22 protein-coding genes and 2 tRNA genes are annotated in these 22,985 nt (G+C 66.9%); 14 read left to right on the top strand and 10 right to left on the bottom strand.

The genetic code is table 11. The features are described 5' to 3' along the window. Nucleotides 1-26: 26 nt before the first annotated feature. The 4 genes from AB4112_RS13405 to AB4112_RS13390 all read right to left on the bottom strand — a co-directional run bounded on the left by AB4112_RS13405 (nucleotide 27) and on the right by AB4112_RS13390 (nucleotide 2,609). A tRNA-Leu gene (locus AB4112_RS13405) sits at nucleotides 27-111 on the bottom strand. 134 nt (nucleotides 112-245) lie between these two features. Then, nucleotides 246-1,700 carry an NAD(P)H-hydrate dehydratase gene (locus tag AB4112_RS13400; protein WP_441720288.1) on the bottom strand — a complete coding sequence of 485 codons (1,455 nt, stop codon included), beginning with the start codon at nucleotides 1,698-1,700 and terminating at the stop codon, nucleotides 246-248. Then, entirely contained in the window at nucleotides 1,697-2,476 is a 780-nt protein-coding gene (locus AB4112_RS13395) for an HpcH/HpaI aldolase family protein (protein WP_309796348.1), read from the bottom strand. The genes AB4112_RS13400 and AB4112_RS13395 overlap by 4 nt, the downstream gene beginning before the upstream one ends. Nucleotides 2,477-2,533: 57 nt before the next feature. Then, nucleotides 2,534-2,609, bottom strand: a tRNA-His gene (locus AB4112_RS13390). Nucleotides 2,610-3,030: 421 nt separating this feature from the next. Between AB4112_RS13390 and AB4112_RS13385 the strand changes: the two genes are divergently transcribed. From AB4112_RS13385 to AB4112_RS13320, 14 genes are all read left to right on the top strand, one after another. Further along, entirely contained in the window at nucleotides 3,031-4,212 is a 1,182-nt protein-coding gene (locus AB4112_RS13385; RefSeq protein ID WP_441720285.1) for a pyridoxal phosphate-dependent aminotransferase, read from the top strand. A gap of 157 nt (nucleotides 4,213-4,369) precedes the next feature. Continuing rightward, nucleotides 4,370-4,708 carry a P-II family nitrogen regulator gene (locus AB4112_RS13380; RefSeq protein ID WP_309796345.1) on the top strand — a complete coding sequence of 113 codons (339 nt, stop codon included), beginning with the start codon at nucleotides 4,370-4,372 and terminating at the stop codon, nucleotides 4,706-4,708. 91 nt (nucleotides 4,709-4,799) lie between these two features. Continuing rightward, complete coding sequence (glnA, locus tag AB4112_RS13375) at nucleotides 4,800-6,212, top strand: type I glutamate--ammonia ligase (RefSeq protein WP_309796344.1); 1,413 nt, start codon at nucleotides 4,800-4,802, stop codon at nucleotides 6,210-6,212. A 258-nt stretch (nucleotides 6,213-6,470) separates the two neighbouring features. Further along, nucleotides 6,471-7,499, top strand: a complete 1,029-nt coding sequence (locus AB4112_RS13370) for an ABC transporter ATP-binding protein (RefSeq protein WP_309796342.1) — start codon at nucleotides 6,471-6,473, stop codon at nucleotides 7,497-7,499. Between the two features lie 11 nt (nucleotides 7,500-7,510). Then, nucleotides 7,511-8,401, top strand: coding sequence for an ABC transporter permease (locus AB4112_RS13365; RefSeq protein ID WP_309796340.1), 891 nt, complete (start codon nucleotides 7,511-7,513; stop codon nucleotides 8,399-8,401). Beyond that, a complete protein-coding gene (locus AB4112_RS13360) occupies nucleotides 8,398-9,186 on the top strand; it encodes an ABC transporter permease (RefSeq protein WP_441720279.1) in 789 nt (262 codons plus the stop codon). Before AB4112_RS13365 ends, AB4112_RS13360 begins: the two co-directional genes overlap by 4 nt. A 16-nt stretch (nucleotides 9,187-9,202) precedes the next feature. Continuing rightward, on the top strand, nucleotides 9,203-10,252 hold the full coding sequence (locus AB4112_RS13355; RefSeq protein WP_441720276.1) for an extracellular solute-binding protein: 1,050 nt from the start codon (nucleotides 9,203-9,205) through the stop codon (nucleotides 10,250-10,252). A gap of 71 nt (nucleotides 10,253-10,323) precedes the next feature. Beyond that, nucleotides 10,324-11,376, top strand: coding sequence for an extracellular solute-binding protein (locus AB4112_RS13350; protein ID WP_441720273.1), 1,053 nt, complete (start codon nucleotides 10,324-10,326; stop codon nucleotides 11,374-11,376). A 260-nt stretch (nucleotides 11,377-11,636) separates the two neighbouring features. After that, nucleotides 11,637-13,001, top strand: coding sequence for an L-lactate MFS transporter (locus tag AB4112_RS13345; protein WP_441720270.1), 1,365 nt, complete (start codon nucleotides 11,637-11,639; stop codon nucleotides 12,999-13,001). A gap of 13 nt (nucleotides 13,002-13,014) precedes the next feature. Next, nucleotides 13,015-13,110 (top strand): MFS transporter small subunit, encoded by a 96-nt coding sequence (locus AB4112_RS13340; protein ID WP_441720267.1) that lies wholly within the window; start codon nucleotides 13,015-13,017, stop codon nucleotides 13,108-13,110. Nucleotides 13,111-13,257: 147 nt separating this feature from the next. Further along, a complete protein-coding gene (locus tag AB4112_RS13335) occupies nucleotides 13,258-13,893 on the top strand; it encodes an ATP-dependent Clp protease proteolytic subunit (RefSeq protein ID WP_309796328.1) in 636 nt (211 codons plus the stop codon). Further along, a complete protein-coding gene (locus tag AB4112_RS13330) occupies nucleotides 13,883-14,443 on the top strand; it encodes a YcbK family protein (protein WP_441720264.1) in 561 nt (186 codons plus the stop codon). Before AB4112_RS13335 ends, AB4112_RS13330 begins: the two co-directional genes overlap by 11 nt. A gap of 137 nt (nucleotides 14,444-14,580) precedes the next feature. After that, nucleotides 14,581-15,195, top strand: coding sequence for an NAD(P)-dependent oxidoreductase (locus AB4112_RS13325; RefSeq protein WP_441720261.1), 615 nt, complete (start codon nucleotides 14,581-14,583; stop codon nucleotides 15,193-15,195). Nucleotides 15,196-15,219: 24 nt separating this feature from the next. Continuing rightward, nucleotides 15,220-15,645 carry a DoxX family protein gene (locus AB4112_RS13320; RefSeq protein ID WP_374710635.1) on the top strand — a complete coding sequence of 142 codons (426 nt, stop codon included), beginning with the start codon at nucleotides 15,220-15,222 and terminating at the stop codon, nucleotides 15,643-15,645. A 25-nt stretch (nucleotides 15,646-15,670) separates the two neighbouring features. On the opposite strand, the gene aguA is transcribed toward AB4112_RS13320, so the two are convergent. From aguA to AB4112_RS13290, 6 genes are all read right to left on the bottom strand, one after another. Further along, entirely contained in the window at nucleotides 15,671-16,690 is a 1,020-nt protein-coding gene (gene aguA / locus AB4112_RS13315) for an agmatine deiminase (RefSeq protein ID WP_309796322.1), read from the bottom strand. A 421-nt stretch (nucleotides 16,691-17,111) separates the two neighbouring features. Continuing rightward, a complete protein-coding gene (locus AB4112_RS13310; protein WP_441720257.1) occupies nucleotides 17,112-17,948 on the bottom strand; it encodes an ABC transporter permease subunit in 837 nt (278 codons plus the stop codon). Then, entirely contained in the window at nucleotides 17,945-18,913 is a 969-nt protein-coding gene (locus AB4112_RS13305) for an ABC transporter permease subunit (RefSeq protein WP_441720254.1), read from the bottom strand. Before AB4112_RS13305 ends, AB4112_RS13310 begins: the two co-directional genes overlap by 4 nt. Then, nucleotides 18,910-20,058 carry an ABC transporter ATP-binding protein gene (locus AB4112_RS13300; protein WP_441720250.1) on the bottom strand — a complete coding sequence of 383 codons (1,149 nt, stop codon included), beginning with the start codon at nucleotides 20,056-20,058 and terminating at the stop codon, nucleotides 18,910-18,912. The genes AB4112_RS13305 and AB4112_RS13300 overlap by 4 nt, the downstream gene beginning before the upstream one ends. Before the next feature lie 71 nt (nucleotides 20,059-20,129). Further along, the gene (locus tag AB4112_RS13295; protein WP_309796314.1) at nucleotides 20,130-21,227 is read right to left on the bottom strand and encodes a polyamine ABC transporter substrate-binding protein; all 1,098 of its coding nucleotides are present in this window, start codon (nucleotides 21,225-21,227) and stop codon (nucleotides 20,130-20,132) included. Between the two features lie 216 nt (nucleotides 21,228-21,443). Continuing rightward, nucleotides 21,444-22,829 (bottom strand): aspartate aminotransferase family protein, encoded by a 1,386-nt coding sequence (locus AB4112_RS13290; RefSeq protein WP_441720246.1) that lies wholly within the window; start codon nucleotides 22,827-22,829, stop codon nucleotides 21,444-21,446. Between the last annotated feature and the right edge of the window lie 156 nt (nucleotides 22,830-22,985).

Genomic DNA, 22,985 nt, shown 5'->3' with positions numbered 1-22,985 from the left:
CGAGCTGTGCCCTGTCTGATGTGTGATGGTGCGGGCGGAGGGATTTGAACCCCCACGGCTTTCGCCGCTGGAACCTAAATCCAGTGCGTCTACCAATTCCGCCACGCCCGCGAAGACCCCCACCCCTGCACGCCCCCGAAAACACGCACAAAGCGGCGCGCAGCGAAGGGAGTCGGCCCTGCGAAGGGGCGGTCATAGCACAGGGTTTTCGCACGCGACAGGCAAAACGCGGACGATTGGACAGCCTAGAGCCGGTCGAGCACGCCCGGCAGCGCGTCGATCACATCCTCGGCGATCAGCCCGGCGCCGACCCGCTCCGCCGCCGCGCCGTGCAGCCAGACCGCGGCGCAGGCGGCGGCGAAGCCCGGCATGCCCTGCGCCTTCAGCCCGAGCACCATGCCGACCAGGACGTCGCCGGTGCCGCCGGTGGCCAGGGTCGGCGGCGCGTTGGCGTTGATCGCGGCCCGGCCGTCCGGCGCGGCGATGATGGTGTCCGGCCCCTTCAGCACCACGACGGCGCCGACCAGGGCCGCGGCCTGCCGGGCCCGGGCCAGCCGCGATCCTTCGCCCTTGCCGAACAGCTTGTCGAACTCGCCCTGGTGCGGGGTCAGCACGCAGTCGGCGTCAAGCAGGCCGGCCAGGTCCCCAGGCTGCCCGGCATAGCTGGCCAGGCCGTCGGCATCGAGCACCAGCGACTTGCCGGCGGCGCGCACCGCCGCGACGGCATCGCGCAGCGGCGCCCCGACGCCGCCGCCCGGCCCGATCAGCACCGGCCCGATGCGGCGGTCGGCCAGCAGCCCGCCCCAGCGGTCGTCCGGCAGCGCCATCGCCCCCGGCCAGTCGGCGCGGTAGGCCGATAGCGCCGCCTCGGGCGCGATCACGGTCAGCAACCCGGCCCCGATCCGACGGGCCGCGCGCGCCGCCAGCCGGGCCGCACCGGTCAGGCTGCCGCCGCCGCGGATCAGGGGATGGCCGCGATCGTATTTGTGCTGGGTGGCCGCTGACTGCGGCAGCGCCGCCCGCCACAACGCCGGCCCGTTCTCGTGCAGGCACGGGCCGAAGGCGTCGAGGACCGAGGCGCCGATGCCGATGTCGGCGACGCGGGTCTCGCCGCACAGCGAGCGGCCGGGCAGCAGCAGGTGGCCGGGCTTGCGCCGGAAGAAAGTGACGGTCAGGGCGGCCGTCGCCACCGGGCCCGGGGCGCTGCCGTCGTCGCCGAACAGGCCGCTGGGGACGTCCACCGCCACCACCGGCAGGCCGGAGCCCGCCATCGCCTCGATCAGCGCCGCGGCTTTGCCTTCCGGCGCCCGGTTCAGCCCGGCGCCAAACAGCGCGTCGACGACCAGCCCGACGCCGTCCAGCACCGCCGGCGTCGGCGCCAGGACCTTGCCCTGCCATTGCGCCGCCGCCTCCGCCGCGTCGCCACGCAGCGCCTTGGCCGCGACCAGGGAGGCGAGCCGCACCGGCCACCCCTGCCCCGCCAGCAGCCGGGCGATGACGTAACCGTCACCGCCGTTGTTGCCGGGGCCGCACAGCACGGCGACCGGGCGCGGCGACCAGCGGGCCGTGATCGCCCGCGCCACCGCCGCCCCTGCCCGCTCCATCAGCACGATGCCGGGGGTGCCGGCGGCGATGGTGCGGCGATCCGCCTCCGCCATCTCCGCCGCGGTCAGCAGCGCCAGGCCGGGTGCGGTGGTCACCGCGCGGCCGTCCCGGCGCGGAAGGCGGCGATGTCGGCGCGGGCCGCATCGCGCAGCAGGGTGATGTCGGCCGGGGAGATCACGATCTTGCAGCCGTCCCGGACCATCTCGGCGGGCGAGCGGCCGAGCGAGGGCAGCGACCCCAGCCATTTGCCGCTGTCGAGGATGGCGCGTTCGGCCCGCAGAATCGTGTCGCGCACCTCCGGGTCGTCGAATCGGCCGAGCTTGCCGAGGCTGCCGGACAGGTCCCACGGGCCGATGAACAGCCCGTCGACGCCGTCGACCGCCGCGATCTCGGAAATCGCCTCGACCGCCTGGCGGGTCTCGATCTGGCACAGGATCAGCAAATTGTCGGCGACGGTCTCGAGATAGTCCGGCGCCAGGCCGAAATCGGCGCCGCGGGCGATGCCGTAGGCGACGCCGCGGATCCCGGCCGGGGGATAGCGGCAGGCGGCCACCGCGGCCGCGGCCTCCGCCGCCGAATTGACCTGCGGTACCATCACGCCCTCGGCGCCGATGTCGAGGATGCGCTTGGCGTAGACCGGGTCGTTCCAGGGCATCCGCACCATGCTGCTCGCCGGGGAGCCGGCCAGCACCTGCAGGCTGGGCACCGCATCGGCGATCGAGGCCGGGCCGTGCTCGTGGTCCAGCAGCACGATGTCGTAGCCAGTGAGGGCGAGCACCTCGGTGATCAGCGAATGCCCGATCGCCTGCCAGCAGCCATAGACGGGGGCGCCTGCGCGCAGCTTCTGCTTCGCGGCATTGGGTCGATACAACTCATCCTCCTCCGAACCGGTCGGAGCAGGGGTATCAGACCATGACAGGAAGGGGAATGGGGCGACCAACGGGGCTCGAACCCGTGACATCTCGGACCACAACCGAGTGCTCTACCAGCTGAGCTATGGCCGCCACAGCGCTTAGCGGCGGCTCATATGAGCCATCGCCGCCCCGGCGTCAAGCATTAGCCCGCATTTCCCACCCTCCTTGCGTTCTGCGTCGCCTTGCGGCGAGTCGGATGCGGGGGCGGGACGCGAAAAGCGTATCAGGCCATACGGTTGAGCGGCCCGCCCCTGCAGGCGGCCGGCGCAAGGCGACCCTTCGGGCCATCGCCACAGGCCGGCAGGGTGCGTCGAACGGCTTGCCCGATGCCACCGCATCGCGCTGCGCCGCTCTCCTGCCCTGCCGGCCTGTGGCGATGGCGCAGGACGCAACGAGGGTGGGAAATGCGGGCTGGACGCATTCCCGCCCGTCGAGGGCGCTTCCGGGAATGACCGCGGGCCTGCGGGCCGGCATAGTCCGCCCCGACACATCCACACAGGGGTAAGGCACGATGCTGATCCAGGCGGCCGCCATGGCCAATCTCGGCACCGAAACGGCGTTCGACGTTCTGGCGCGGGCCCAGGCGCTGGCGGCGCAGGGCCGCGACATCATCAATCTCGGCATCGGCCAGCCGGATTTCCGCACCCCAGACCACATCGTCGAGGCGGGGGTGAAGGCGCTGCGCGACGGCCATCACGGCTACACCCCGGCCGGCGGCATCCCCGCCCTGCGCCAGGCGGTGGCGGCGGACCTGGCCGACCGTCAGGGCGTCACGGTCGATCCGGACGACGTGGTGATCATGCCGGGCGGCAAGGTGACGATGTGGTTCGCCATCCTGATGTTCGGCCAGCCCGGGGCCGAGATCCTGTACCCCAACCCCGGATTCCCGATCTACGAATCCGCCATCCGCTTCACCGGCGCGACTCCGGTGCCGGTGCGGCTGACCGAGGAGAACGGCTTCGCCTTCTCGGCCGACGAGGTGCTGGCCCAGATCACACCGCGCACCCGCCTGCTGATCATCAACAGCCCGGCCAACCCCACCGGCGGCGTGGTGCCGAAGGCGGAGCTGGACCGCCTCGCCGCCAGGCTGGAGCGGTTCCCCCATGTCGCGGTGCTGAGCGACGAGATCTACAGCCGCATCCTCTATGACGGGCAGGAGCACAGCTGCTTTCTGTCCTACCCTGCCCTGCGCGACCGGGTGATCCTGCTCGACGGCTGGTCGAAGACCTACGCCATGACCGGCTGGCGGCTGGGCTGGAGCGTCTGGCCCAAGGCCCTGCGAGAGGCGGCGACCCGGCTGGCGGTCAATTCCCACTCCTGCGTCAACGCCTCCGCCCAATATGCCGGCATCGCCGCGCTGCAGGGGCCACAGGACGCCGTCGCCAGCATGTGCGCCGCCTTCGCCGAGCGCCGCCGCGTCGTGGTCGATTCCCTGAACCGGCTGCCGGGCGTCCGCTGCGTCGAGCCGGGCGGCGCCTTCTATGCCTTCCCCAACATCTCCGGCACCGGCCTGTCGTCCAAGGAACTGCAGACCCGGCTGCTGGACGATTGCGGCGTCGCCACCATCGCCGGCACCAGCTTCGGCGCCATGGGCGAGGGCTTCCTGCGCCTGTCCTATGCCAACAGCGTCGAGAACATCGAGCGGGCCGTGGCGCGGATGGCCGAAGCCCTGCCCGAACTGGTCAAAGCCTAAAAATTAATCACGAAGCCTAAATTATAAGCTGCGATTCCGGGATCCGGGGTCGACGCTGCGGAGTCGACGACTGGCACGCGGCTTGCTTACACTGTCTGCGAGAGCGTTCCGCACCCGGCGGTGGCGCGCAAACGATCCAGGGAACGGTTCCGAACCCATGAAGAAAGTCGAAGCCATCATCAAGCCGTTCAAGCTCGACGAGGTGAAGGAGGCCCTTCACGAGGTCGGGATCAAGGGCATCACGGTCACCGAGGCGAAGGGCTTCGGCCGCCAGAAGGGCCACACCGAACTGTATCGCGGTGCGGAGTACGTGGTCGACTTCCTGCCCAAGGTGAAGGTCGAAGTGGTCATGGAGGACAGCCTGGTCGAACGTGCGATCGAGGCCATCCAGCAGGCTGCCCAGACCGGCCGCATCGGCGACGGCAAGATCTTCGTCACCCCCGTCGAGGAAGTGATCCGCATCCGCACCGGAGAGAAGGGCGCCGACGCCGTCTGAGCGTCGGCCCCGGATCCCTGAACGCGAGCCGCCCAAGAACGTCTCTCGTCAAGAACACTTGCGCACAGTCCAAACACAGGAAGAAAACATCATGGCCGACGGCGTCACCAAAGTTCTCGATCTGATCAAAGAGAACGACGTCAAATACGTTGATTTCCGCTTCACCGATTTCCGCGGGAAGGTGCACCACGTCAGCCAGCACGTCTCGACGGTGGACGAGGATATGCTGACCGATGGCGTCATGTTCGACGGCTCGTCGATCGCCGGCTGGAAGGCGATCAATGAATCCGACATGATCCTGATGCCGGACACGGACACGGCGGTGATGGACCCGTTCGCCGCCCAGGCGCAGTTGAACATCACCTGCGACATCCTGGAGCCGGCGACCGGCCAGCCCTACAGCCGCGACCCGCGCTCGATCGCCAAGTCGGCGGAGCGCTACATGACGTCGCTCGGCATCGGCGACACCGCCTATTTCGGCCCGGAAGCCGAATTCTTCATCTTCGACGACGTGCGCTATCAGCAGAACACCACCTCGGCGTTCTACTACCTCGACAGCGAGGACGCGTCGGAGAACACCGGCAAGACCTACCCGGACGGCAACCGCGGCCACCGCGTGCAGCCGAAGGGCGGCTACTTCCCGGTGCCGCCGTTGGACGCCGCGCACGACCTGCGCGCCGAGATGCTGTCGACCCTGGCCGAGATGGGCGTCAACGTCGAGAAGCACCACCACGAAGTGGCCGCCTCGCAGCATGAGCTGGGCATCAAGTTCGAGACCCTGATCAAGAGCGCCGACGCGCTGCAGGCGTTCAAGTACGTCGTGCACAACGTCGCCGACGCCTACGGCAAGAGCGCGACCTTCATGCCGAAGCCGGTCAAGGGCGACAATGGCTCGGGCATGCATGTCCACCAGTCGATCTGGAAGGAAGGCAAGCCGACCTTCGCCGGTTCGGGCTATGCCGACCTGTCGGACACCGCCCTGTACTACATCGGCGGCATCATCAAGCACGCCAAGGCGCTGAACGCCCTGACCAACCCGTCGACCAACAGCTACAAGCGGCTGATCCCGGGCTTCGAGGCGCCGGTGCTGCTGGCCTATTCGGCTCGCAACCGTTCGGCTTCCTGCCGCATCCCCTACGTCTCGTCGCCGAAGGGCAAGCGCGTCGAGGTGCGGTTCCCGGACCCGACCGCCAACCCCTATCTCGCCTTCTCGGCCATGCTGATGGCCGGCCTGGACGGCATCCAGAACAAGATCCATCCGGGCGAGGCGATGGACAAGAACCTGTACGACCTGCCGCCGGAGGAGCTGAAGAACGTTCCGACGGTCTGCGGTTCGCTGCGCGAGGCGCTGCTGGCGCTCGAGGCCGACCACGCCTTCCTGCTGAAGGGCGACGTGTTCAGCAAGGACATGATCGAGGCCTACATCGAGCTGAAGTGGGAAGAGGTCTACGCCTTCGAGCACACCCCGCACCCGATCGAGTTCCAGATGTACTACTCGGTCTGAGGCCCGCCTCGACCGTAACGACGAAACCCCGCCGGCGACGGCGGGGTTTTTTCATGGCCGCGACGACGACCCCCCGAATGTCCGACGATATCAGGCGAGGCGGGCTTGCGGTCGCCGCCGGCTCCTGCTGATATCGTTGCCAGCAGCGCAGCGACCGGAATCGGATCATTCAGAAATCCGATCATCGGAGTGCGATCCGCCAGGGGGCCGACGGCCCACCCTGGTGCCGCGCCCTGCCCAACAAGAAACGAGGCCATCTTGACAGGGACGGCAATCGACGTTGTCGACGTCACCAAAGTGTTCGACGGCGGCCAGGACGGGGCGGTCAAAGCCCTGGACGGGGTCTCGGTCGAAATCCGGGACAATGAGTTCTTCACCCTCCTCGGCCCCTCCGGCTGCGGCAAGACCACGCTGCTGCGCATGATCGCCGGCTTCGAGGAGCCGACATCCGGCCACATCCTGCTGCACGGCCGGCCGATCGACGGGCTGCCGCCGCACAAGCGGCCGGTGAACACGGTGTTCCAGAGCTACGCCCTGTTCCCGCATATGAGCGTGCGCGAGAACATCCGCTTCGGGCTGGAGATGAAGGGCGTGGAGCGCGCCCGCGCCGACGCCCGGGTCGCCGAGATGATCGCCCTGGTCAAGCTGGGCGGGATGGAGAACCGCAAGCCGTCGCAGCTGTCCGGCGGCCAGCAGCAGCGCGTCGCCCTGGCCCGCGCCCTGGCCAGCGAGCCCCAGGTGCTGCTGCTGGACGAGCCGCTGTCGGCGCTGGACCTCAAGCTGCGCAAGGAGATGCAGATCGAGCTGAAACGGCTGCAGACCGAGACCGGCATCACCTTCATCTTCGTCACCCATGACCAGGAGGAGGCGCTGACGATGTCGGACCGCATCGCGGTGATGAGCCAGGGCGAGATCCTGCAGATCGGCGGCCCCCGCGAGATCTACGAGCAGCCGACCCGTCGCTTCGTCGCCCATTTCATCGGCGAGACCAACTTCTTCGACGGCGCCCTGGCCACCGGGCTGGGCTGCGCCGACGGGGCCACCCTGGCGGTGCGGCCGGAGCGGATCCAGCTGTCGGCCCCGCCCGGACCGGGCGGGCTGGCCGGAACCGTGGAGACGGTGGTCTATGTCGGCACCGACACCACCTACCATGTCCGGCTGGCCGAGGGCGGCGCGCTGATCACCGCCCGGCTGCAGAACCGGCCGGGGGCGCAGCAGAGCTTCCAGCCCGGCGACGGGGTGGTGGTGTCGATCCCGGCCGGCGCCGGCCACACCCTGGCCGATTGAGGGGGCGCGGCATGGCACGGGCAAGCCGGCTCAAGACCGCCGGGCTGATCGGCGTTCCGGTCGCCTTCATCCTGATCTTCTTCATCATCCCGCTGGCGATCATGGCCGTGGTGTCGGTGGCCCAGCGCGGCGAGTTCGGCGGCGTGCAGTGGAACAGCTTCACCACCGACGCCTATGTCAGGTTCTTCTACGAGCGCGACTTCGACGACAGCCTGATCTGGAATCCGGCCTATGCGCAGATCCTGCTGCGCTCGGTCTGGCTGTCGCTGTTCACCACCGTGCTGTGCGTGGTGATCGGCTTCCCCACCGCGCTGTACATGGCGATGCAGCCGCCGCCGCGGCGCAGCCTGCTGATCTTCCTGGTGACCATCCCGTTCTGGACCAACCTGCTGGTCCGCAACTACGCCTGGATCCTGATGCTGCGCTCCGGCGGACTGATCGATTCGGCGCTGCAGGGCTTAGGCCTCACCACCGGGTCGCTGAACCTGATGTACACCGAAACCGCGATCGCCATCGGCCTGACCTACTCGTTCCTGCCCTTCATGGTGCTGCCGATCTATTCCAGCCTGGAGAAGCTGGATTTCCGGCTGGTCGAGGCCGCCTACGACCTGGGCGCCGACAAATGGCGGGCGCTGCGCCGGATCGTGATCCCGCTGGCGATGCCCGGCGTCGCCGCCGGCGCCATCCTGGTCTTCATCCCCTGCCTCGGCGCCTATGTCACGCCGGACCTGCTGGGCGGGTCGAAGTCGATGATGATCGGCAACCTGATCCAGAACCAGTTCGGGTCGTCCCGCAACTGGCCGTTCGGCGCCGCTTTGTCCTTCGCGCTGCTGGCGATCGTGCTGCTGGCGATGATGCTTTACCTGATCCGCTTCCGCGGCGCGCCGCAGGTGGCGAAATGAGCGCGTCGTCCAGCCTTCGCCGCTTCCCGGGCGTCCGCGCCGCCGCCTGGGTGTTCTTCGCCTATCTCTACATCCCGATCGCGGTGCTGCTGGTGCTGRCATTCAACGCCGGCAGTTCGGCGACGATCTGGGAGGGCTTCAGCACCCGCTGGTTCGGCATCGTGCTGGGCAACCCGAACATCATCCGGGCGGCGCAGAACTCGCTGGTCATCGCGGTGGTCGCATCCCTCGCCGCCACGCTGATGGCGATCCCGGCGGCAATCGGCATGGCGCGCCGGCGCTTCCGCGGCCAGAACGCGGTCAGCGCCCTGATCGCCCTGCCCTTGGTGGTGCCCGAGGTGGTAACGGCGGTGGCGACGCTGCTGTTCTTCACCGCCATCACCCTGCCGCTCGGCCTCAGCACCATCATCCTGGCCCATATCGTGTTCTGCATCCCCTTCGCCTACCTGCCGATCCGGGCGCGGCTGGAGGGGATGGACGCCAGCCTGGCCGAGGCCGCGTCCGACCTCTACGCCACGCCCTGGCGGGCCTTCCGCCGGGTGACGCTGCCGCTGCTGTGGCCCGGCATCCTGTCCGGGCTGATGCTGGCCTTCATCATCTCGCTCGACGACTTCGTCATCACCTTCTTCGTCTCCGGCGCGGGGGCCACCACCCTGCCCGTCTACATCTACGGCATGATCCGGATCGGCGTGACGCCGGAGGTCAATGCCATCTCGGCGCTGATGCTGCTGATTTCGATCGTCTTCGTCGCCCTGTCCTGGTTCGTGGGACGGACGCGGCACTGAACCGGCCGGGGAGGCCATGATGCGGATCCGACGCGACCTTCTGGCCGCCGCCCTGTCGGCGGCGGTTCTGTTCACCGGCCCCGCCGCCTGGGCGGCGGGTGACCTGTTCCTGTTCAACTGGACCAACTACACCGACCCGGCCCTGCTCAAGAAGTTCGAGGCCGAGACCGGCATCAAGGTCACCCTCGACGTCTATGATTCGAACGAGACCATGCTGGCCAAGCTGCAGGCCGGCGGCGGCGGCTACGACGTGGTGGTGCCGTCCGACTACATGGTCGACATCATGGTCAAGGCGAGCCTGCTGCAGGAGATCGACGCGGCGCAGATGCCGGGCTTCGCCGCCGTCATGCCGCCGCATGACAAGCCCTGGTACGACCCGGAGCGGAAATACTCCGCGCCCTACATGTGGGGCACCACCGGCTTCACCTATGACAGCGCCAAGGTCCAGGGCCCGGTCGACGACAGCTGGTGGTCGATCTTCAACCCGGACGGCCCGTTCAAGGGGCATCTGGCGATGATGAACGACTCGGTCGAGGTCTTCAACGCCGCCGCCTATTATCTCGGCATCGACCGCTGCACCGAGAGCAACGAGGACGCCGGCAAGATCTTCAAGCTGCTGTCGGCGCAGAAGCCGGCGGTCGCCCTGTACAACTCCGACGGCTCGGTCGAGCGCATGGCCGCGGGCGAGGTGGTCGCCCACATGCAGTGGAACGGCGCCGCCCACCGCACCAAGGTGAAGCGCCCGAGCGCGGTCTTCGTCTATCCGAAGGAGGGCATGAGCCTGTGGGCCGACAACCTGGTGGTGCCCAAGGACGCGAAGAACCCCGACAACGCCAAGATCTTCATCGCCTGGATGCTGAAACCCGAGAACGCCGGCGCGGCCTCGAACTTCACCACCTACATGAACGCGATCAAGGGGTCCGAGGCCTTCATGGACAAGGCGCTGAGCGCCGATCCCGCGATCAACATGCCGCCCGAATATCTTCAGCGGCTGCGCCCGGCGAAGAACTGCTCGCCGGCCGCGGTCGAACTGCGCGACCGCGTCTGGACCCGCCTCAAATCCTGAGCGGGGCCGGACGCCAAACCCGGCCATCGGCCGGGGCACGTCATAAACCGACGTCAAACAGGAGGATCACGATGGGATCGACAAGACAGCTTCTGCTCGCCGCCGTCGCCGCGGCCGGGCTGCTGGCCACGGCCTCGGCCGCCCAGGCCGCCGGCGAACTCTACTTCTACAACTGGTCGAACTACTACCCGCCGGAGCTGCTGGCCAAGTTCGAGAAGGAGACCGGCATCAAGGTCACCCTCGACGTCTATGATTCGAACGAGACACTGCTGGCCAAATTGCAGGCCGGTGCCGCCGGCTACGACGTGGTGGTGCCGTCCGACTACATGGTCCAGATCCTGATCAAGGGGAACCTGCTGCAGGAGATCGACGCCGGCCAGATGGCCGATTTCAAGAATGTCGGCGCCCCGCATGACAAGCCCTGGTACGACCCGGAGCGGAAATACTCCGCGCCCTACATGTGGGGCACCACCGGCTTCAGCTACGACACCGCCAAGGTCGAGGGCGGCAAGGTCGACGACAGCTGGTGGTCGGTGCTCAACCCCGACGGCCCGTTCAAGGGCAAGCTCGGCATGATGAACGACCCGGTCGAGATCTATAAGGCGGCCGCGATGTATCTCGGCATCGACTTCTGCACCGAGAGCAGCGAGGACGCCGGCAAGATCTTCAAGGTGCTGGAGGCGCAGAAGCCGTCCGTCGCCCTCTACAACTCCGACGGCACGATCGAGCGCATGGTCGCCGGCGAGGTGATCGCGCACATGCAGTGGAACGGCGCCGCGCATCGCACCAAGGAGGGCCGGCCGACCGTTACCTATGTCTACCCGAAGGAAGGCATCAACTTCTGGAACGACAACTTCGCCGTGCCGGTCGGAGCCAAGAACGTCGAGAACGCCAAGATCTTCATCGACTGGATGATGAAGCCCGAGAACATCGCCGCCGCCAGCAACTTCACCGGCTACAACAACGCCATCAAGGGCGCGGCGGAGCTGATGGATGCGAAGCTGCGCGACGACCCAGCGGTCAACACGCCGGCGGATCTGCTGAGCCGGCTCAATCCCAACCGCAACTGCTCGCCGGCTGCCGTGGATTTGCGCGACCGGGTCTGGACCCGACTGAAGTCCTGATCCCGCCTCAGGCACTCTGCCGCACCATGACCGCCCTGCCCTGTGCAGGGCGGTTTTGTTTCGATGGATCGCAACGGCCTTTGCCAGATGTCCAATGGTTACATTGGGCATTCCGGTTGTAACGCCGTTCCGGATGACGCTTTTCTCATAAAATCTTATCGTCATTTTTCAATGCTGTGATTCGGGGCGTACCGGAACGGCCTACTGCCGTCGGGAATCGGTCCCCGAAGGGCGCGAAACGGTTGTCAGGAAACGGACCCATGGGATTCTTTGCCCGGGAGCGAACGGTCGCCCCAGCCGGCTACAATCGCTGGCTGGTGCCCCCCGCGGCCCTCTCGATCCACCTCTGCATCGGCCAGGCCTACGCCTTCAGCGTGTTCAACGGGCCGCTGACCAAGCTGATCGGCGTCACCGCGCCGGCGCCCGACGACTGGACCCTGCCGGAGCTGGGGTGGATCTTCTCGCTGGCCATCGTCTTCCTCGGCCTGTCCGCCGCCTTCGGCGGCCGCTGGGTTGAGAGCGGCGGGCCGCGGCGGGCGATGTTCCTGTCGGCCTGCTGCTTCGGCGGCGGCTTCCTGGTCGCCTCGCTCGGCATCCACACCCATATGCTGTGGCTGGTCTATCTCGGCTATGGCGTGATCGGCGGCATCGGCCTGGGCATCGGCTACATCTCCCCGGTCTCGACCCTGATCAAATGGTTCCCGGACCGGCCCGGCATGGCCACCGGCCTCGCGATCATGGGATTCGGCGGCGGCGCCATGATCGGCTCGCCCCTGGCGGTCGAGTTGATGAAGCATTTCGCCTCGCCCAGCTCGGTCGGCGTCGGCGAGGCCTTCATCGTCATGGGCATCGTCTACTTCGCCATGATGATGTTCGGCGTCCTCACCGTGCGGGTGCCGGCCGCCGGCTGGAAGCCGGCCGGTTACGTGCCGTCGACCGTGCCGCAGAAGCTGATCACCAACGCCAACGTCCATGTCGACACGGCGATCAGGACCCCGCAATTCTGGCTGCTCTGGGCCGTGCTGTGCCTCAACGTCACCGCCGGCATCGGCGTGCTCGGCCAAGCGTCGGTGATGAGCCAGGAGATGTTCCCGGGCGTGATCACCCCGACCGCCGCCGCCGGCTTCGTCGGCCTGCTCAGCCTGTTCAACATGGCCGGCCGCTTCCTGTGGTCCTCGACCTCGGACTTCATCGGCCGCAAGACCACCTATGCCATCTACTTCGCGCTCGGCGTGGTGCTCTACGCTATCGTGCCGTGGGCCGGGCAGATCGGCAGCATCGCGCTGTTCGTCGCCTGCTACGCCGTGATCCTCAGCATGTATGGCGGCGGCTTCGCCACCGTCCCGGCCTATCTTCGAGACATGTTCGGCACCATGCATGTCGGCGCCATCCACGGCCGGCTGCTTACCGCCTGGTCGGCCGCCGGCATCCTCGGCCCGGTGCTGGTGAACTACATCAGGCAGTACCAGGTCGACCGTGGCGTGCCCGCCTCGGCCGCCTATTCCGAGACGATGTACATCATGGCCGGGCTGCTGGTGATCGGCTTCATCTGCAATGCGCTGGTGACCGCGGTCGACAGCCGCCACCACTATCGCGCGGAACTCAACGCTGCGCCGGCGGAATGAGGGAGGATCGATGATGTCGCGTGTTCTCGTCTATTGGCTGATCGTCGGCATCCCGCTGCTCTACGGCGTGTCGATGACCCTCACCAACGCTGCCCAACTGTTCCACTGACCGGGTCGCCCTTCGACGCCGCACCGGATCCCGAGGAGACATCGCCGCCGGCCCGGGCCGGAAATCCGCTGCGCTGGTTGCACAGCGGGGGCCGGCACGCTAACTCTTGGGATCTGATCTATTCCCTTGAGTGACAGGATCCCCCAGATGGTCGACCGCCCGTTCCCGCCGCGTCTCGACGACGAGGAGGAAGAGGAAGAGGAAGAGCGCCCCGAGAAGGAGAAGAAGGAGGAGCTCGGCCCGCAGATCGGCAACATCCTCTTCAAGAACCGGACGGTGCTGCTGTTCGGCGAAATCTCGATGAAGCTGGCCCACGCCATCACCGCCCAGCTGCTGGCGTTGGCTGCCGATGACGACAAGAAGCCGATCCGGCTGGTGATCAATTCGCCCGGCGGCCATGTCGAGGCCGGCGACACCATCCACGACATGATCCGCTTCGTCGAGGCACCGGTGCAGGTGATCGGCACCGGCTGGGTGGCCAGCGCCGGTGCCCACATCTACCTCGCCGCGGCGAAGGAGAACCGGCTGTCCCTGCCGAACACCCGCTTCCTGCTGCACCAGCCGTCCGGTGGCGCCGGCGGCCGGGCGGTCGATATCGACATCGAGGCGCGCGAGATCATCAAGATGCGCCGCCGCCTCAACGAGATCATCGCCAAGGAGACCGGGCAGCCGATCGAGAAGGTCGAGCGCGACACCGACCGCAACTACTGGATGTCTGCCGAAGAGGCCAAGACCTATGGCGTCGTCGGCAAGATCATCAACACGATCAAGGATGCCGGCTAAGCCTGATTGGCCGACGCGGCGGCGGGTCCTGACCGGGCTCGCCGCCCTTCCCTTCTGCGCCGCGGCCGCCCCGGCCATCGATCGGCCCGGCGAACGGCGCCTCAGGCTCTACAACCCCCACACCGATGAGCGCTTCGACGACGTCTATGCCGTCGATGCCACCATTCAGTCCGCGGCCTGGCAGCGGCTGAACTGGCTGCTGCGCGACCATCATGTCGACAAGGCGACTGACATGGATCCGGGCGTCTTCGACCTGCTGTGGCTGATGGCCCAGCGCTACCAGGTCGCGACCGCACGCCGGGTGACGATCAACCTCCATTCCGGCTTCCGCACGCCTGAGACCAACGAGAAGCTGCGCCCCGAAGGCGCGGCGCGGAACAGCCTGCACCTGCAGGGCAAGGCCGTGGACCTCTCGGTCCAGGGCTTCGGCATGGTGTTCCTGGCCAACCACGCCCGCGCCGTCGCCAGCGGCGGCCTCGGCCTCTACTGGCGCTCCGACTTCGTGCATCTCGACACCGGGCCGAAGCGGCTCTGGTACAAGCGCTTCTGAGCCCTCGCCGCCAACCCGCCACCCGGGCCGGGCATCCGGCGGTCCCTCGGTTACTTTCAGCTCCCTTCTTGCGCGATTCCGCGGGAGCCCCGACCTTGCCGTCGGTACCTGTTCGTAACCGAGTAACGGAGAATCACATGGCGAAGATCGCGCTGATCGGGGCCAGCGGCAATGTCGGCAGCAAGATCCTGGCCGAGGCCCTGAACCGCGGCCACGAAGTCACCGGCATCGTCCGCAATCCCGAGAAGCTGCCCGGGCATCCGAAGCTGACGGCGGTGCGCGGCGACGTGTTCGATGCGACGGGCCTGGCGAAGCTGCTGGCCGGCCACGATGCGGTGATCAGCGCCGTGCACTACACCGCCTCCGACCCCGCCTTGCTGCTGCAGGCGGTCAAGGCCTCGGGCGCGAAACGCTACCTCGTGGTCGGCGGCGCCGGCAGCCTGGAGGTCGCGCCGGGCAAGGCGCTGGTCGACACGCCCGAGTTCCCGGCAATCTACAAGGAAGAAGCGTCGAAGGGTCGGGATTTCCTTAATATTTTGCGTGATGTCACCGATCTCGACTGGACCTTCCTGTCGCCCTCGGCGATCATCGCGCCGGGCGAGCGCACTGGCACGTTCCGGCTCGGCCGCGACCAGCTCCTGATCGGGGCGGACGGGCAGAGCAGGATCAGCCAGGAGGACTATGCGGTCGCCATGATCGACGAGTTGGAGAAGCCAGCCCACCGCCAGCAGCGCTTCACCGTCGGCTACTGACCCCCAACCCCCAGGAGACGATTTGTGGCCAGCCTGACGGACACCCTCGACCGGAATTGGGCGCCGCGCGTGCTCAGCATCCTGCGCATCGCCACCGCGCTGTTCTTCCTGCAGCACGGCTTCGCCAAGCTGCTCGGCTTCCCCCATGTGGCGTATTTCGACGGCCTGCAGCTGTTCTCGCTGATCGGCCTGGCCGGTGTGCTGGAGATCGTCGGCGGCCTGCTGCTGCTGGTCGGCCTGTTCACCCGCCCGGTCGCCTTCATCCTGTCCGGCGAGATGGCGGTGGCCTATTTCAGCGCCCATGCGCCGGCGAGCTTCTTCCCCCTGCTGAACCAGGGTGAGCTGGCGGCGCTGTACAGCTTCATCTTCCTCTACCTCGCCGCCGCCGGCGGCGGGGTGTGGAGCCTGGACGCGGCCCGCGGCGGCAGCTCACGCCCAGCCCTGGCCTGACCCATCCCCAACGGCGGCCGGTGCCCTACGGTGCCGGCTGCTGCTGGGTGATGCAGTGGATGCCGCCGCCGCCGAGGAAGATGTCGCGGGCGTGGACCTGGACCACGCGGCGGTTCGGGAAGGCGTCGCGGATGATGCGGAACGCCCGCTCATCCTCGGCCACGTCGAAGGCCGGCATCACGATGCCGCCATTGGCGATGTAGAAATTGACGTAGGACAGGCTGAGCCGCTTGCCGCGATGCTCCTGCCGCGCCGGCTGCGGCACCTCGATCACCTGGAGCGGTCTGCCCTTGGCGTCCTTGGACGAGCGCAGGATGTCCAGGTTGGTCTGCAGCACGTCGAAATTGCCGTCGCTCTTGTCGTCGGTCGACAGCGCCAGCACTACGCCCGGCCGGACGAAGCAGGCGATCTCGTCGACATGGCCGTCGGTCTCGTCGTCCTCGATCCCCTCCGGCAGCCAGATCACCGTGGAGACGCCGAGCCAGTCGCGCAGGTTCTGTTCGACCTGGGCCTTGGTCAGCCCCGGGTTGCGGTTGGGGTTCAGCAGGCACTGCTCGGTGGTCAGCACCGTGCCCTCGCCGTCGACATGCACCGCGCCGCCCTCGAGCACGAAGGGCGCCCGGAAGCGCTGGGCGCCGACATGTTTCAGCACCCGCTTGGCGATCACCGCGTCGCGGCTGTAGGGCTTGAACTTCTCACCCCAGGCGTTGAAGCGCCAATGGGCCCCGGCAAGGTGGCCGTTGCGGTCGAGCAGGAAGGTCGGCCCCGAATCGCGCATCCAGCTGTCGTCGATCTCCATCGACAGCACGTCGATCGCCGTGCCGTTGCCCAGCGTCAGCGACGCCTCGGCCACGTCGGAGGGGTTGCAGACCATGGTCACCGGCTCGAACTCGGCGATCGCCAGTGCCACGTCGGCATAGGCCTTGCTGGCGGCGTCCAGGTGCTCGCCCCACACTTCCTCGCGGCAGGGCCACGCCATCCAGCAACGGCTATGGGGCTCCCATTCCGCAGGCATCACGTAACCGAGGGAGGCAGGAACCGGCACGATGGTCTTCCGCTGTGGTCTCGCTCAAGGGGCAGAGGCTAGCGTCCGGCGCGCCGAGATGAAAGAGCCCGTTTGCAGGGCCAGAAATGGAACGGGCCCGGCCAGATGGCCGAGCCCGAGAAACCGATCGTCCGAAGGACTAGTTTTGCAGCGCGAACAATCAAATGCGGCGCTGAGAGATCGACTTTTCCCGCTTCGCCAAACCGCGCCCGAACGGCGCCAGACGAATGGTTCCAAAGATCGATAGAAACGACATGATAAACTCTTCAGGTGCTCTCGAACGCCGTAGATATAGTCGATCGGCCCCGATTTTTGCTCAGGGGGCGGCGCCGAGGGTCACCTGCGTGCCGCGCATGACTAAGAGTCATGCGCGGTATCGCCGGCAAACAGCAAGAAAACACCGATCCAGCGGACTTCCGCCTCAGTTTCCTGCGGCGAAGGCCAATCTCTCGTCGCGCTGTCGGATCCGTTCATGCCGCACCAGCAGCCCGCCAGCGATGAGAACGCCGGTGGTGACGATGACGACGATGATGGTGGCCAGCGCGTTGATCTCCGGCGTCACACCCAGCTTCACCTTGGAGAAGATGTAGACCGGCAGCGTGGTCGAGCCGGGGCCGGAGACGAAGCTGGTGATGACCAGCGTGTCGAGCGACAGGGTGAAGGCCAGCAGCCAGCCGGCGATCACCGCCGGCGAGATGATCGGCAGGGTGATCCAGAAGAACACGGTCAGCGGCCGGGCGCCGAGGTCCATCGCCGCCTCCTCGATCGATTCGTCGAGGCTGACCAGCCGCGACTGTACGATCACCGCGACATAGGCCAGGCAGAAGGTGATGTGGGCGATGGTGATGGTCAGCATGCCGCGGCCCTGCGGGAAGCCGAACAGCCCTTCCATCGCCACGAACAGCAGCAGCATCGACAGGCCGGTGATCACCTCGGGCATCACCAGCGGCGCCGTCACCAGGCCGGAGAACAAGGTACGGCCGCGGAACCGGCCGAACCGGGCCAGCACCAGCCCGGCTATGGTGCCGAGCACGCAGGCAACGGTGGCGGAGATCGCCGCGATCTCGAGCGACCGCCGCGCCGCGTCCATCATCTGCGCATTGTCAAGCAACGTGCCGTACCACTTGGTCGAGAAGCCGCCCCAGATCGTGACCAGCCGGCTCTCGTTGAACGAGTAGATCATCAGCAGGATGATCGGCACGTAGAGGAAGGCGTAGCCGAACACCAGGCAGGTGAAGAGGAACCAGGGCCTTCTCATTGCTCCGCCTCCTGCTGCTTCGCCTGGACGTATTGGAAGACCGTGATCGGGATGACCAGGACCAGCAGCAGCACGATCGCCACGGCCGAGGCGACCGGCCAGTCGGTGTTCTGGAAGAATTCGTTCGACAGCACCTTGCCGATCATCAGCGTGTCGATGCCGCCGAGCAGTTCCGGGATGACGTATTCGCCGACCGCCGGGATGAAGACCAGCAGCGAGCCCGCGATGATGCCGGGCAGCGACAGCGGCAGGGTGATCAGCAGGAAGGCCTTCCAGGGCCGGCAGCCCAGATCCTCCGCCGCCTCCAGCAGCGACCCGTCGAGCTTCTCCAGCGTCGCGTAGAGCGGCAGGATCATGAAGGGCAGGTAGGAATAGACGATGCCGATATAGACCGCGGTGTCGGTGTGCAGGATCTCCAGCGGCTGGTCGATGATGCCGAGCCAGATCAGCAGATTGTTGAGCAGCCCCTGCTGCTGGAGGATGCCGATCCAGGCATAGACCCGGATCAGGAACGAGGTCCAGAACGGCAGGATCACCAGCATCAGCAGCGGCACCCGCCACTGCTGGCTCGACCGGGCGATGGCATAGGCCATGGGATAGCCGATCAGCAGGCTGAGCGCCGTCGAGATCGCCGCGATCTTGATCGAGCTGAAATACGCGCTGACGTAGAGCGGGTCGTCGAGCAGGTACTGCAGGTTGCCGAGGTTGAGCGAGATGCCGAGATGGACGTCGTCGATCCAGTCGAACAGCGGCGTGTAGGGCGGCTGGCCGATGACCTTGTCGGCGAAGGCGATCTTCAGGACGATGATGAACGGGACGAGGAAGAACAGGAACAGCCAGACATAGGGGATGGCGATCACGACATTGCGGCCGAGCCGGCTGCTCAGCCGCCGCAGCAGCGACGGCCCCGCCGCGGCCTTCGGTGCGGCGGCGTCGGCCGCGTCGCTCGCGGTCACCGCCGTCATTGCGTCAGCACCACGCCGGCGAAGGGCTGCCAGGACAGCCAGACCTCGTCCTCCCAGGTGATCGGCATCTCGGTCAGGCGCGACACGTTCGGCGCCGTGACCCGCACCGTCTTCCCGCTCGGCAGCGCGATCAGATAGATCGAGAGATTGCCGAGATAGGCGATCTCCTTGACCACGCCTTTGGCGCTGTTGGTCCCGTCCTCGCCCGGCGGCTGCTTGGAGATGGCGATCTTCTCGGGTCGCACCGCCACCCAGACCTGGGTGCCGACCGGCACCGGCAGGCCGTGGCTGATGTAGAGCCGGCAGCCGGCCTCCGGGCTGTCGATGATGACATGCTCGGGGTGGTCCTCGGCGATCCGCCCCTCGAACAGGTTCACCGAGCCGATGAAGTCGGCGACGAACTTCGATTGTGGGTATTCGTAGATCTCCGCCGGGGTGCCCAGCTGCGAAATGTAGCCGGAATTCATCACCGCGATTCGGGAGGACATGGTCATCGCCTCCTCCTGGTCATGGGTGACGACCACGAAGGTGATGCCGACCTTTTCCTGGATGTTGACCAACTCGAACTGGGTCTGCTCGCGCAGCTTCTTGTCCAGCGCGCCGAGCGGCTCGTCCAGCAGCAGGATCTTGGGCTTCTTGACCAGGCTGCGCGCCAGGGCGACGCGCTGGCGCTGGCCGCCCGACAGCTGGTGCGGCTTGCGCTTGGAGAAGCGGCCGAGCTGGACCAGGTCCAGCACCTCGGCGACGCGGTTCTTGATCTCGGCCGCCGGCACCCGATCCTGGCGCAGGCCGAAGGCGACGTTCTGCTCCACCGTCATATGCGGGAACAGCGCATAGGACTGGAACATCATGTTGACCGGCCGGTCATAGGGCGGCACCGCGGTCATGTCGACGCCGTCGATGAAGATCTTGCCCTCGGTCGGCCGCTCGAACCCGGCCATCATCCGCAGAAGCGTGGTCTTGCCGCAGCCCGACCCTCCGAGCAGGGCGAAGAACTCGCCGCGGTAGATCGACAGGCTGACATCGTCGACGGCGGTGAAGTCGCCGAACTTCTTGGTCACCTTCTCGATCCGGACATATGGCTTCGCGTCCGGATCGCGCCATAGCTGCGGCGCGGCCTGCTGTTTCGGCTTTACCTGACCCATTTCCGCCTCCGGCCCCCTGTCGTCATGCGGAACGGCCGCCGCCCCCTGTTGGGATGCGGCGGCCGTGCGATTTACTGGCCGGTGCGGAACCGCGTCCAGGTCCGCGTCCGCAGACGCTCGTAACTGGACGACGCCTCGGTGATCGCGAACAGCCGCTTCATCACATCCTGGGGCGGGAAGATGCGCGGATCGTTGGCGACGTCTGGATTCATCAGCTCCTTCGCACCGAGCACCGCATTGCCGTAGCCGACGAAGTCGTCGATCCCGGCCATGACCTTCGGCTCGAGCAGGAAGTTGATATAGGCGTAGGCCTCGTCCGGGTGCGGCGCATCCTTCGGAATCGCCGCCATGTCGAACCAGATCTGCGCTCCCTCCTTCGGAATGAAGTAGTCGATGGTGACGCCGTTCTTCGCCTCGTCGGCCCGGGTCTTGGCGATGTTGACGTCACCAGACCAGCCCAGGGAGACACAGACATTGCCGCCCGCCAGGTCGTTGATGTACTGCGACGAATGCAGGTACTTCAGATAGGGGCGGATCTTCATCAGGGCGTCTTCCGCCTTCTTCAGATCCTCCGGCTTCTGGCTGTTGGGGTCGAGACCGAGATAGTTCAGAACCGAGGGCAGCACGTCGGTCGGGCTATCCAGCATGGTGATGCCGCAATCGGCCAGCTTCTTGGCGTTCTCCGGGTCCAGCACCATGGCGATGCTGTCCGGCGGCGTGTCGCCCAGCCGCTTCTTCACCTGATCGACATTGTAGCCGACGCCAACCGTTCCCCACTGGTAGATGATCGCGTGCTTGTTGCCGGGATCCGCGGTCTCGACCAGCTTCATCAGCGACGGATCGAGGTTCTTCCAGTTCGGGATCTTGGATTTGTCGAGCTCGAGATAGACTTTCGCTTTGATCTGCCGGGCCAGGAAAGGCTGTGCCGTCGGCACGACGATGTCATAGCCGGAATTGCCGGTCAGCAGCTTGGCTTCCAGCGCCTCGTTGCCGTCATAGGTGTCGTAGATGGTCTTGATGCCGGTGGCCTTGGTGAAATCGGCCAGGGTCGTCTCGCCGATATAGTCGGACCAGTTGTAGATGTTGACGACCTTGTCCTCGGCCAGGGCCGGTGCCGCCACGGCGCACAGCGCGGCGGTCGCAAGGAGGCTTTGCACGAGACGCTTCATGTAACCATTCCCTGTCTGTGATCGTTCGAGACCCGTCGAGCCGGCCCCATTCCTATTTCATTGCACCCCAGCGCCGCGAAACCTGTCAATCGCGCCGATGGCGCAGCGCACAAGACGGAGCTCGAACCCGACCTTCCTGTGCCCTGCGTTCATGACATTCTCAACCCTTTCGTGCCCAACAAAGAAGGGCGGCCGCATCTGCGGCCGCCCTGCCCGTCACATCCGGCCCAGGTCCCGGGCCGTGGCGTCAATCGCGACCTTGGCCCGGCGCACCAGCTCGTCGACCTCGTCGCGCGAGATCACCAGCGGCGGCGACAGCACCATGGCGTCGCGCGTGGCCCGCATCACCAGGTCGTTGGCGAAGCTGTGGTTGCGGCACAGCGCGCCGACCTCGCCGTAGTTCGGGAAGCGACGGCGGGTCTTCTTGTCGTCGACCAGCTCGATCGCCGCGATCAGGCCGACGCCGCGGACCTCACCGACGATCGGATGGTCGGCGAAGGCCTCGCGCAACCGGTCCTGGAAATACGGGCCGATGTCGGTGCGGGTGCGGTCGACCAGCCCTTCCCGCTCCATGATCCGGATGTTGGCCAGCGCCACGGCACAGGCCACCGGGTGACCGGAATAGGTGAAGCCGTGGTAGAACTCGCCGCCCTGCTCGATCAGGGTCTCGGCCACCTTGTCGCCGACCATGACGGCGGACAGCGGCAGGTAGCCCGAGGTGATGCCCTTGGCCAGGGTCATCAGGTCCGGCTTGATGCCGAACAGGTCGGAGCCGAACCATTCGCCGGTGCGGCCGAAACCGCAGATCACCTCGTCGGCGATCAGCAGCACGTCGTACTGGCGGCAGATGCGCTGCAGCTCGGGGAAGTAGCTGGCGGGCGGGATGATGACGCCGCCGGCGCCCTGGATCGGCTCGGCGATGACCGCGGCGACGCTGTCGGCCCCCAGCTCCTTGATCCGGTCCTCGATCGCCTTGGCGGCCAGCTTGCCGAAGGCCTCGGGCTCGAGGTCGCCGCCATAGTCGTACCAGTACGGCGCCATGACGTGGTGGAAGCCCGGGAACGGCAGGTCGGCCTGGCGGTGCATCGCGCCCATGCCGCACAGCGACACCGCCACCATGGTCGAGCCGTGATAGCCGTAGTTGCGGCCGATGATCGCCTTCTTGCGGTGCTGGCCCTTCAGGTCCCAGTAGTGGCGGACCATGCGGACGATGGTGTCGTTCGCCTCCGACCCGCTGTTGGCGTAGAAGACGTGGTTCAGCCCTTCCGGCGTGATCTCGGCCAGCTTCTTCGACAGCTCCACCGCGGCCGGCGTCGTGGTCTTGAAGAAGTTGTTGTAGAAGGGCAGCTCCAGCATCTGCTCATGGGCGACGTCGGCCAGCTCCTTGCGGCCGTAGCCGACATTGACGCACCACAGCCCGGCCATGCCGTCGATCAGCTGGCGGCCTTCCGAATCCCACAGCCAGACGCCTTCGGCGCGGGTGATGATCCGGCTGCCGCCCTCGGCGGCCAGCGACTTGTGGTCGGTGAAGGGGTGGAGGTGATGGGCGGTGTCGATCGCCTTCCACTCGGCGGTGGAGCGGCTGGCGGCAAAACTGTTCATGACGCGACCCTCGCGTAATTCCGATCGAAATAGGGCGGAAACGGGTCGCCGGCGCGGCGCCCCGCAAAGCGGTCAGGCGCGCGGCGGGGTGTAGCCGATGCGGGCGCACAGGAGCATCAACTCCTGTTTCCGCGATCGACAACTGCGCTGGTGCCG

Origin of the sequence: Inquilinus sp. 2KB_23 (assembly GCF_052115705.1) — a bacterium.
Lineage (GTDB): Bacteria > Pseudomonadota > Alphaproteobacteria > DSM-16000 > Inquilinaceae > Inquilinus > Inquilinus ginsengisoli_A.
This window is presented reverse-complemented; position numbering and strand designations above follow the sequence as displayed.